The sequence below is a fragment of the Hydrogenophaga sp. genome, assembly GCF_051007235.1.
Taxonomy (GTDB): Bacteria; Pseudomonadota; Gammaproteobacteria; order Burkholderiales; family Burkholderiaceae_C; genus Hydrogenophaga.
The window spans coordinates 1-1,367 of the sequence record NZ_JBPCSJ010000104.1; the positions used below are offsets into that span (position 1 = coordinate 1).

The 1,367-nt window shown below is 67.8% G+C and carries 2 protein-coding genes; both read left to right on the top strand.

The window, feature by feature from the left end:
• Positions 1–754, top strand: a 754-nt coding sequence (locus ACR2JA_RS03935; protein ID WP_434007816.1) for an acetyl-CoA C-acyltransferase, incomplete at its 5' end; no start/stop codon positions are given.
• A gap of 9 nt (positions 755–763) precedes the next feature.
• Complete coding sequence (locus ACR2JA_RS03940) at positions 764–1,204, top strand: PaaI family thioesterase (RefSeq protein ID WP_434007817.1); 441 nt, start codon at positions 764–766, stop codon at positions 1,202–1,204.
• The last annotated feature ends 163 nt before the right edge of the window (positions 1,205–1,367 follow it).

Below are 1,367 nucleotides of genomic sequence, written 5' to 3' on the forward strand. Positions count from 1 at the left end.
GCCCGAGATCTACTGGAACATGCTGCAGACCGCCGAACAGGTGGCCAAGCGCTACAACATCAGCCGCGACGCCATGGACGAGTACGGCGCCGCCAGCCAGCAGCGCGCCACGGCCGCTCTTGAAGCCGGCCTGTTCAAGGCCGAGATCGCCCCCATCACCGTGACCGCCGGCGTCGCCGACAAGGTCATGGGCCTGATGACCAAGCAGGTCACGGTCGAGAACGATGAAGGCATCCGCGCCGGCACCACCAAGGAAGGCATCTCCGGACTGCGTTCGGCGCTCCCGGGTGGTCTGGTGACGGCCGGCAACGCCAGCCAGTTCAGCGACGGCGCCGGCGCTTGCGTGCTGATGGACGAAACCCTGGCCGAGAAGCGCGGCCTGCCGCCGCTGGGCCGCTTCCTGGGTTTTGCCGTCGCCGGTTGCGAGCCGGATGAAATGGGCATCGGTCCGGTGTTTGCCATCCCCAAGGTGCTCGCCCGCCTGGGCCTGAAGGTCAGCGACATCGACCTGTGGGAACTCAACGAAGCCTTCGCCGTGCAGGTGCTGTACTGCCGCGACAAGCTGGGCATCCCGGCCGACCGGCTGAACGTCAACGGTGGCGCCATCGCTGTGGGACACCCCTACGGCGTGTCGGGCCAGCGCCTGACCGGCCACGCGCTGATCGAAGGCAAGCGCCGCGGCGCCAAGCGCGTCTGCGTGACCATGTGCATCGGCGGCGGTATGGGCGCGGCCGGGGTGTTTGAAGTTCTGTAAGGACTTCAAATGAGCGAGGTCACGGTCAGCCCGGAGGTCTTCCTCGCCATGGGCCGCGAGGTCCTGGCGAAGCAGCCCTTTTCGGTGCTGATCGGGGCCGAGCTGGCCTCGTTGTCGCCGGGCCGGTGCGAACTGCACGTGCCGGTGTCCGACGCGGTGAAACAGCAGCACGGTTTCGTGCACGGCGGCGTGCTCAGCTACGCGGCGGACAACGCCCTGACGTATGCGGGTGGCACGGCGCTGCGCGTGCCGGTGGTCACCTCCGAATTCAAGATCAACTACCTGCGCCCGGCCATCGGCGATCGGCTGATCGCGCGCGCTTCAGCCGTGCACACGGGCAAGACGCAGGCGGTGTGCCGCTGCGACGTCTTTGTGGTGCAGGACAGCGAAGAAAAGCTCTGTGCTGTGGCGCAGGGCACGATCGCCGCACTGCCAGCGGCGCCGGCCTGAACCCACAGCCTCGGCGCGAAGCGGTCGTCGGGTTGTTCCTCTGGCGCCTTCGGCAGCCAACGACATACTGCAGTCCATGACGCCTTACCGCATCGGCTCTGGTGCCGGCTACGCCGGTGACCGCATCGACCCCGCGCTCGACCTGGCCGAGCGTGGCGAACTC